The 9,379-nt window shown below is 61.8% G+C and carries 7 protein-coding genes; 4 read left to right on the forward strand and 3 right to left on the reverse strand.

Annotated elements, in window-relative coordinates; translation table 11 throughout:
- Window positions 1–24: 24 nt before the first annotated feature.
- Entirely contained in the window at window positions 25–165 is a 141-nt protein-coding gene (locus tag ACFWEP_RS26155) for a winged helix-turn-helix domain-containing protein (RefSeq protein ID WP_387373437.1), read from the forward strand.
- Window positions 162–734 carry a transposase gene (locus ACFWEP_RS26160; RefSeq protein ID WP_387373425.1) on the forward strand — a complete coding sequence of 191 codons (573 nt, stop codon included), beginning with the start codon at window positions 162–164 and terminating at the stop codon, window positions 732–734. Before ACFWEP_RS26155 ends, ACFWEP_RS26160 begins: the two co-directional genes overlap by 4 nt.
- A 66-nt stretch (window positions 735–800) precedes the next feature.
- Here ACFWEP_RS26160 and ACFWEP_RS26165 read toward each other — a convergent pair whose 3' ends face one another.
- The 3 genes from ACFWEP_RS26165 to ACFWEP_RS26175 all read right to left on the reverse strand — a co-directional run bounded on the left by ACFWEP_RS26165 (window position 801) and on the right by ACFWEP_RS26175 (window position 5,895).
- Window positions 801–1,298: an SUKH-4 family immunity protein gene (locus tag ACFWEP_RS26165; RefSeq protein ID WP_387373427.1), complete on the reverse strand. Its 498-nt coding sequence runs from the start codon at window positions 1,296–1,298 to the stop codon at window positions 801–803.
- Between the two features lie 304 nt (window positions 1,299–1,602).
- Window positions 1,603–1,881 carry a hypothetical protein gene (locus ACFWEP_RS26170; RefSeq protein WP_387373429.1) on the reverse strand — a complete coding sequence of 93 codons (279 nt, stop codon included), beginning with the start codon at window positions 1,879–1,881 and terminating at the stop codon, window positions 1,603–1,605.
- A gap of 3 nt (window positions 1,882–1,884) precedes the next feature.
- The gene (locus ACFWEP_RS26175) at window positions 1,885–5,895 is read right to left on the reverse strand and encodes a polymorphic toxin-type HINT domain-containing protein (protein WP_387373431.1); all 4,011 of its coding nucleotides are present in this window, start codon (window positions 5,893–5,895) and stop codon (window positions 1,885–1,887) included.
- Window positions 5,896–6,642: 747 nt separating this feature from the next.
- Here ACFWEP_RS26175 and ACFWEP_RS26180 point away from each other — a divergent pair.
- A complete protein-coding gene (locus ACFWEP_RS26180) occupies window positions 6,643–7,158 on the forward strand; it encodes a hypothetical protein (RefSeq protein WP_387373433.1) in 516 nt (171 codons plus the stop codon).
- Between the two features lie 576 nt (window positions 7,159–7,734).
- Entirely contained in the window at window positions 7,735–9,336 is a 1,602-nt protein-coding gene (locus ACFWEP_RS26185) for a trypsin-like serine protease (RefSeq protein WP_387373435.1), read from the forward strand.
- Window positions 9,337–9,379 lie beyond the last annotated feature (43 nt).

A 9,379-nucleotide genomic window follows, 5' to 3' on the forward strand; every position in this document is an offset into this window, starting at 1 on the left:
CGCCTGTTCCACGTCTCCTACACGGTGCAGGGCACGTGGCAGCTGCTGCGGCGGCACGGCTGGTCCTGGCAGCAGCCCGCCCGGCGCGCGATCGAGCGCGATGACGATGCGGTGGAGCTGTGGAGGCGGGAGGTCTGGCCGCGGGTAAGAGCACCGCGGCGGTGAACAACGCCTGGGTGGTCTTTGAGGACGAAGCCGGCCAGTCAATGACACCGCCGCGTGCCAGAACCTGGGGCCGCCAGGGCATCACCCCGGTCGTCCGCGTGCGCGGACGCGGATCGGGCCGCGTCTCGATGGCGGGGATGCTCTGCTACAAGACCGGTGAGCGGTCCCGTCTGATCTACGCGATCCGCGAGTACCGGGGTCGCAAGGACGAACCGAAGGGCTTCGGCTGGAAGGACTACCGCGACCTGATCTTCCGCGCCCACACCCAGCTCGGCGGCCCGATCGTCCTGGTATGGGACAACCTCCGCACGCACCTTGTCGCGCCGCTGCGGGAGTTCTTCGAGACCAACGCCGACTTGCTCACCGTGTTTCAGCTCCCGACCTATGCCCCGGACCTCAACCCGCAGGAAGGTGTCTGGTCTTTGGTAAAACGCGACATCGGCAACCTCGCCGCTGCTGACCTCAGCCAGATCACCCGCGCGGTGAAACGCAAGCTCAAGATGCTTCAGTATCGGCCGGAGGCCATCGACGGCTGCCTGGCCGGCGCGGGGCTGACCCTGTCGCTGTGATCGCCGCTGAACATCCCAGAGCCGTCGGGCCAGCCGTTGCCTTCGCTCTCCAGCCAGTTGAGCAGGTCACACGTCCCAGTCCGCATAATTCCCCATCGCCACATCGTCACAGAATGTCTCCCAGAACCCGTTATGAGCGAGTGCGGTCTCATCGATTCCGAGGAGGAGGCCGCGAAGTTCTTCCGCCTCCTCCTCGTCACCGTCAGGGCCGAACGGGAAGCGCGCGATCACGGCCGCAACGCAGCGGTTGAAGGAGCGGAGGTCGCCATTCACGTGGTTGGCCATCGCTGCTTCGTCAGCGTGGATTTGCAGCACGCGACCGGTGGCCACATCGACGGCGATGCGTTGGAACAGGCCACTTGTCGCGATGACGACCAGTCCCCGCTCGCCGCGCCCTGTCAGAAACACCGGTGTGCTCAGGGGCCGGTACTCGTAGCCGATCAGTCCGCACGGGATGCCCGTCTCGCCGAGATCGACAGCGATCGGGGCGGGCACATCGGAGGGGGGCCGGACTTGGATCAAGGCGAATCTGGGCTTCGGCAACTTCGGCAGGGGTTGACTCACGTGGGGATCTTCTCCTGCTGGACGACCACCCTGGCGACACCCGGACGCCTCTTACGGATGTAGCGACCGATGCCGGGCACCCGAGCCCGACATCACCCATTCAAGTTCAGTAGCAGCCCGCCACCCGCAACCGGGTTTATGCACAGCTGACCCGGCCATCGTGATGCCCACCCCTCGTAACGGCTCGACGTCCCCATAGCCGCTTCACCCTAAAGCGGCACTGCTGAAAACGCTCATTGCATGACCAGAGGGGCGGCCCGGCCTCACGGCCGGACCACCCCTCCCCAAGATCTTCATCAGCCTTCTAGGGCGATTGCCGCTTCCGATATTGCTCGAGCAGTCTGTCGCCGCGCTCGTCTATGAGAGCTTCGTCGACAATCGGGCGCAATTCCGAATCGAAGAATTCGAGCACATTCCTCGTTTCAGTGAAGGAAATGCCGAGCCCTTCTTGGATGACCCACATCAACTTCAGAGGGGTGAGCTTTTCCGGCTTCACGCTTGAGGAAATGTGAGCGACGACTTCCAAAAAAGTCGCCCCCCCGCTAACCAGGTTTCGCAACTCACCTTCGGGCGAAAATCCCATGCGTCACCCCTTCGGCCGAGTAAACACGGGCTCAGCATTGGTGTATTGCCCGAATTCACCTCGGAGCTTAGTCTTGTCGACGGTTACTTCAGTGAGGCCATACTTCGAAAGCATGTGACCAGAAAAGGTGTTGGCTGCTGCCTCTTCATAAGACATTCCAGCCTGAAGGTTCTTATTGAACGCATTGAGATTCGTCGGCATCGAGGTAACCCATTTCGCTTCGAACCTACTAACATTCTCTGGGCCGAAATGCATCATGGCATCGGTGAACATTTGCCCACCAGGCACGGCAGCCTCCTCCGACCCCTTTTCTATTGCCATAGTGAGTGTACCATTTTCGAGTTTCGCCATCACGCCACTTCCACCCTCATAGAATTTCACGAATTCAATCGGGCAACTACTGTTGTGTACCAGCACAGGTGTGTCTCCGGCCAGTACATAGTAGGTGTGCAGGTCCGCTACCGTCAGATTGTACGTGCGGGCGTGCTGTTCGAAGGATCGGTTCGCCGCCACAGTCACGGTCCTTTGATCGCTACTTAGCAGCGTCGCACCTGGGGTAAGTTCACTCGCTTTCAGCCACGCGTTGGCTGACGGACTCCAGAATGGGTGCTCGTACGTAGCGATGAGCTTTTCGGGACCATCGGGCGTGAAGATCGTCAGTTCGTTGAACCTTTTGTCGTCTTCGGTGACGATCTGACGTGTAACCGTGCGTGGACCGGTATTACCCGTCAGCGGGTCCGTGGCGACGACTTCATCACCCTGCTTCACCTGCTCTATCGCTTTCCGCGAGTAGTCACTCATTAGGACTTGAGTGCCAGCCAGAAAGCACTGAGTGCAGCCTGAAACTCGCATGACTTCAGCAAGAGTATCAGCGGTCCGGGCGAGGAGCTTGATTTTGGAGCTGACGAGCAATTCCTGCGCCATGTCTATGCACGCCATGACGTCATAATCGAAGGCGCAGCCTTCGAAAGAGCTGAGGCCGAGAGCGCCCTTTTCGAATTCCCAAGCCTGCTGAGCGGCCTCATTGATTGCTGGCCCCATGGCGAGGATTGCACAGTAGACCTCGTTGTGCTGGCACCAGCGCCAAGGCTTCTCGATTGCCTCGCATCCTAGAATCTTGCAGCGGTAAAGTTCACGTGCTTGCTTTCCTGGATCGTCGGCGGACAGCGCAGCCTGGCGCCGGGCTTCCTCCTCGGCTGCAGCCTTAGCGGCGATGATATTGACTGTGTCGGTGAAGGCTTTGGCTGCTGCCTCGGCATCTGCACCTGCCTGGGTGGCCGAGTCTCTGGCTGCCTTGGCGTACAGCCAAGCGTTGCCGGCGTACCGGAGGGCCTGATTTGCGGACTGGGAGGCATCGACCTCGGAGGCTGTGGCGCGTTCGGCGGCCAGATCAGCGGAGTTCGCGGCGTCGCGGGCGGTTCGAGCAGAGGCGGCTGCGCTGGCAGCTGAGGCCTCTGCATCATTCGCCGCCTGCGCGGCCTGCTGGGCGTAGCCGTTGGCCTCGGTCGCGGAGGCTTGTGCTTCTTGCGCAAACTCGGCCGCTTCGGCTGCAGCCTTGCGGGCAGTCGCGGCTGTTTTGCCTGCTTCTGCTGCGTTCTGCTGTGCGGTTGCGGCAACCTTCGACGCCTGCAAAATAATCTGCAGTATCTGCGCAACGTGGGTTGCGGCCAGCGCATCTTTGCGAGCCGCTGTGTACTGGCCACTGACAATGAAGGTATGCAGAAGACTAGCGGGCCCCTCCACCGCGATACGGGCCGCTGACCGCACTTCAGGGCCGCCAGCATCGATCAGTTGGGCAGCGCGGACCCGTTCATCCTCACCGCGAGCCGCATACTGCCCGGTGGTGATGAAAGCGCGGTACGCCTGGACGTCATCGGTAGCGAGTACGGCTCGGCCCCGCTCGGTTACAACAGGGCCTCCCTCCGAAATGAGCTGCGCAATATGAACTCGAAAGTCCTGAGCAGCAACTTGGTACTGGCCCTCGCCCAGGAATGCAGAGACCTGTTCTGGCGTACCTTCAAGGGCAGTAGCCGCAGCTGCCCGGACTGATGCCAAGGCGCTGTCAATCGCCAGCGTATGGACGGCAGTTCGTTCATCCTGCTGCGCCGCCTGGATCCACCCATCACGCAGGTAGGCAACTACTTCCGAGTCATCGCCCGCCAAGGCGTGCTCCGCCGCGGCTTGACTCCATGCGTCCCGACTTTTCACCGCAAGAAGTGCCACCTTGCGGCCCTCAGCAGCCACAACAGATGTGACCGCGTCGGGATCCGCAGCCTCAGTCGATAGGCGCTGGGCCTCCTGCTCGAATTCCACCGCCTCCTGCGACTGCGTGTCTGCTTTCGCCTTGCGCTCTGCGTCCTCGGCCTTGAGGGTTCGGGCTTCCTCGATACCCTGGTTGGTACGTTCTGTCAGCTCTTCAGCCTCGATCTGACGGGCCAATTCTTCAGTTTCTTTAGCCTTCGCAACTGCTGTAACGGCGGTGTCGGCCGCCTGCTTTGCAGCCGTAGCGTGCGCTGTGGCCTGGGCCGCTGCGGTGGCGGCATCCCCGGCGTGGTCGGCGGCCTCGTCGGCAGCGACGGCAGCCCGCTCCGCGTGATCAGCGGCGGAGTTGGCCGCATCCCGCGATTCCGCCGCTGCTCTTGCGGCCTTTCGAGCCAGAACCTCTGCTGCGGCGGCAGCGCGGTTGGCCTCCGCCGCGTGACGACGGGTAGCAGCGGCGGCGGCGGCGGCTTCGCCGGAGTGCACCCCCGCCGCGTTGGCGTAGGCGTCGGCCTGGGTAGCTGCGTCAGCCGCCGACGTGGCGTTAGTACCCGCGCTCCCCGCAGCCTGGGCAGCCTCGATTGCGGCTGTCGCCGCTATCGACGCCTGATCCGAGGCGTCGGCAGCGAGCCTGGCTCCCTTCGCGGCGGACCGTGCGTCTTCGGCGGCCTTTCTCGCATCGGCGGCCTTTCCGCCGTCTGAAGCCGCATCGGCCGCAGCACTACGGGCGCGAGAAGCAGCCTGTGCGGCACCGACAGCAGCGGATGCTGCCTGAGCGGCAGCGTTGGCCGCGATTCGGGCCGCGTTGTTCGCTGCGCGGGCCGCATTGATCGCCTCCTGTGCCGCGCTGGCTGCCTGATTGGCGGCAGAGGCAGCACGGGAAGCGGCGGACGCGGCGTGCAGTGCGTCGCCCTGAGCCGCCTCGGTCTCGGCGGCAGCCTTCTGCGCGGCTTCCTTCGCCAGCTTGGCTGCCGAGACCGCACGGGCCGAGGCATCTTTGGCTGCAACCGTTTCAGCGGTGGCCCGTTTACCCGCTACTGCGGCCTGAGCGGCGAGCTCGGCCACTGTGGCGTGTTCCTCGTCGCGAGAACGGGCCACGTACTGACCGACCTCGAGGAACTCTGTGATGTCATCAGCCGTACCTCGAAGTGCAAGGCGGCCGGCCGCCTGAACATTACTGCCGCCGACACTCATGATCTGTGCTATCTCGACGCGTTCATCTTGCTTGCGCCAGCTGTACTGAGTACTGTCCAGAAAATTTGATACGTCTTCAGGCGTCCCTCCAAGCGCTGCACGCCCCGCTTTCTGAACATTGGGGCCACCAACGTCGATAAGTTGAGCTGCCCGCACTCGCTGGTCTTGTTCGAATGGCGCTTTCCAGCCAGTGTCTAGGAAGGACTGGAGCATTTCTGGCGTTCCAGCCAGTGCCTCACGCGCAGCATCCTGAAGAACTTTTCCGCCAAGGCCAGCGATCTGCGCTGCAGAAACTCTGCTGTCCTGGTATGCGACGTCCTCTGCTACCTCGTCGAGAAAGCGGCGGACTTCATCGGAGGTGCCAGTGAGCGCTATTTCGGCTGCGGCTTTAAGGCCTGGTCCGCCGTCCTTCCATAGCTCAACCACCCTGCCGCGCTCCGTCAGATGAATGAAATTATCAGAAAATGCATAATTCATGTCGGCGGCAGCGGCTGAGGGTGCAGAACCTAGAACGCCGATCGATAGCGCCAGCGACAACAATGCCGCGAATGCCGCACGCATTTTGCGAGACCCTAGCTTCATCCTTATTTGATCATTCAAGGTGCACCCAATTCTCCAATTATTGCGAATGCTCCCCGGGGAGTCCAGGAAGGTAATTCATGCAACCATGCGAACCAGCCCGGCGGCCCTGTGTGCAGATCGATAGGAAATTCACGATGCGGATGCCGCAAAAAGACAAATTTCCGAAATATCTCCCCAGAGGTACCCCAGCAACCCGTCGAGCCTGCATTGATTTACACATAACCATGAAACTCGATCTTGGCGCAACTCAGATTTGCCGAGCGGCCATTAGTCACGCCGAGGCGCAATCACTCGGGCGGGGCTGGCAAATAATTACCTATCAGTCCTCCCGTGCGCTAAATACCCACTCATGATCGATTGGTAAATTTGCACCTTAAGGCACTCGCTAGTGCAATATCTCAAATATAGCCAAAATCATCTTTTGTCTATATTGTTACATTTCCGATGGCTATCCACCAGACCTTTTCGCCCAAGTCGTAGGGGTGGACGGCGAAGTGCCAGTCTTGAAACTAATTGACGGCCACTTAAATTTCGTGTAATCTCCACCAAGTCTTCAAGATCAACTACCTTGTGATGCTTCTACGCCCCGACTTACGCGGCGTTTCATCTGCGGCAAATCTTCAGTTTATCCGCGTCGACTATCGATTCGAATCCAACATTGCTGCGAGTGCGGGATCTATCTCGAAATACGCGTCAAGGTTGGAGCCTTAATGGAGGAGTGGGGAAATGTTTATCAGTGCTCGCAAAGCTATTTACTCTGCGGTTCTCGGTTCGGTAATAACACTCTGCGGTTTGGGTTGGGCTGCTTCGGCAGACAGTCCCGTCCACCAGCTGACTTCGACCTCTGATACGCCACCATCCGCGATCGAAGACTTCACTTACCCGAACGCCGATTCAATACTTGCAGAGAAGGGGATTCTTCTGAAGAAGGGTGACGGCAGTATAATTCTCGCCGACTGTGACGACGCTGCTGATCAAATCAGGGTCCTCACAGTTGAAGATGAAGAAGAAGGGAGGAATGGCACTTACTGTTTCGAAGCCTCTGCTCCGGCTGGGTACCTGACCATGGAGGTTTCACGAGTCTTCGCACTTGAAGCAGCTGACCACCCTATTTCTGCCGACATCACAGCCTTGGGACAGACTGCTACAGTAAATGTGGCTAAGGGAGGCTGGAAGTCTGTCGGTGAAGGAACAATTGGCGGACCGGAGTCGATGTTGGTTGAAATCAGAGTCACCGGCTGAGTAGATTTTCTGCGCAGCATCGAGCAATTCCACTGGAATGCCCGAGGGAAATGCGCCGGCAGGTAGCCGCCGGCTCAACAAGCCAGCTGTGCTCACCAGCACGAGCAGCACGCGGGGTTCGCCCGGGGCAGGCCCCCAGACGCCCGACCCAAAAACCGGGGAAGCGATCCCCGTGACGTACTGCAGCTCCGCACCTCCTGTCGTGGCTCCACATTGGTGCTCTTTGTGCCCGAGCCGCAAGGCTCCTTGGCTCTGTCGATGACGAAAAGCAGCGTTTCTCGGGCGGTTCAGGAGGCGCTGCCCGCGTCGGGTATCGATGGTTTCGGACAACAGCTCGGTGCCGACTGGCACGACGCCGTGTGCAGCTCGTCGGGCGCCCGAAGCGCTGGCTACGGGCGTAGGTGGCGGCCCTCGTCCCGCCGTTGCCGAGTGCCGCAGGGTGCCTCCCGTTCTCGTCGACATTGAGATCCGGGTACGAGTGAGTGCCTCCCGTTCTCGTAGACAACCGCTGTCGTGTGACGTCGACAAAGCCAGCTCCTCAACGTGCGCCACCATCACCGAAAGAAACCAGTTGCCATGAATACCAACCACCCTCGCCGTGTGAGAACAGCAGTCTCCGTTCTCCTCCTCACAGTGGCCTCCGCAGCGCTCAGTACCGTGCCTGCTCACGCGGCCGCCGGTGCCGGCTCCGATGCGAGCGCCTACTCCTTCACCGCCCGGATTGACGTGGGCGGGGAACGCTCCTGCAGCGGGGCGCTCGTAGCGTCGACGTGGGTGCTCACCGCGAGCAGCTGCTTCACGTCCGACGGAAGCGAAACCCTTGCCGTGGGTGCTCCCACGGTGAAGACCACGGTGGTCGTCGGACTCGGTTCGACGGCCAGTGCGGCAGGCAAGACGAGCACCGTCTCCCAGCTGCAGCCGTACTGGGACCGCAACCTTGTCCTGGCCAAGCTGGCCACACCGGTTACCGGCGTCACGCCGGTGGCCCTGGCCTCCTCGGTGCCGGCCGCGGGCGAGACACTGTCGGTCCTGGGGTATGGCCGGACGGCCACCGAATGGCGTCCCGGCAAGGCCCACAGCGCTTCCTTCGTAGCCGGCGCTCCGTCGGCAACCGCGGTGGAGCTCGCCGGCACGACCGCTGCGGACTCCGTCTGCAAGGGCGACACCGGCGGTCCCGTCATCCGCACCGTCGGTGGCGTCCCACAGCTCGTCGCCATCAGCGACAAGTCTTGGCAAGGCGGCTGCCTCGGCACCGACCCGGCCGAGACCCGCAACGGCGCCGTCGCCACCCTCGTCAACAACGTCACCGTGCCCGCACCCGACACGACCGGCAATGTCGCGCACGTGATGGCCATCGGATCCGACAACAAGGTCTACGGCGCCGACGGCAACTACACCGACGTCACCTGGACCAGCTTCAAGAAGGCCGCCGACAACACCACCAAGCAGATCGCCACCACGACCACCAACGGCGTGCAGCGCCTCTTCGCGGTCAGCGACACCGGACAGCTCCTGTCCGCGAGCAGCAACTACGTCACCGGCCCGTGGAGCAAACTCACCCCGGTGTCCGGCGGCGAGAACATCGCGAAGATCGCCGCGGTCGGCATCGGCAACACCGTGCACCTTTACGCGATCAAGACCGACGGCAAGCTCTACGGCGCTGACATGAACTACTCCACCAACACGTGGAAGGGCTTCAGCTACATCTCCGGCGGAGACAGCCTCAGCGAAGTCTCGGCCGCCGCCACCGGCAACACCGTGCGCCTCTTCGTCATCGGGGTCAACGGCACCGCCTTCAACATCAGCGGCGACTACGACAAGGGCTCGTGGAACTCCTGGGCCTCCGTCCCCGGCACCGGCAACGGCCACACCCAGGTGGTCGCGACCGCGATCGGCAACGACGTCCACGTCTACATCCTGACCGGCGACGCCGTGATCTGGGGCGTCGACAACGACGCCACGGGCACCTGGAGCACGTTCAAGAAGATCCCCGGCAACAGCAGCATCAAGAGGATCGCCGTCACGGACACCGGCAACACCGTCCACCTCTTCGCCATCGCAGGAAACGACGAGATCTACAACGCCAACGGCAACTACACCACCGGCACCTGGGGATCCTTCAACAACGTTCCCGGCAACTCCGGCATCAAGGACATTGCCGTCTCCTCATCCAGCTGACGCAGCCACCTCGACCGGCCCCCGCTAAGGACCGGTGCTGGCG

This window comes from Streptomyces sp. NPDC060198, from assembly GCF_042728415.1.
Classification (GTDB): Bacteria; Actinomycetota; Actinomycetes; order Streptomycetales; family Streptomycetaceae; genus Streptomyces.

What these genes read in the sequence shown, in the direction of transcription:
- ACFWEP_RS26175 (WP_387373431.1), bottom strand. Translation starts at nt 5,895, where the DNA reads ATGCGTGCGGCATTCGCGGCATTGTTGTCGCTGGCGCTATCGATCGGC.
- ACFWEP_RS26170 (WP_387373429.1), bottom strand. Translation starts at nt 1,881, where the DNA reads ATGGGATTTTCGCCCGAAGGTGAGTTGCGAAACCTGGTTAGCGGGGGG.
- ACFWEP_RS26180 (WP_387373433.1), top strand. Translation starts at nt 6,643, where the DNA reads ATGTTTATCAGTGCTCGCAAAGCTATTTACTCTGCGGTTCTCGGTTCG.
- ACFWEP_RS26185 (WP_387373435.1), top strand. Translation starts at nt 7,735, where the DNA reads ATGAATACCAACCACCCTCGCCGTGTGAGAACAGCAGTCTCCGTTCTC.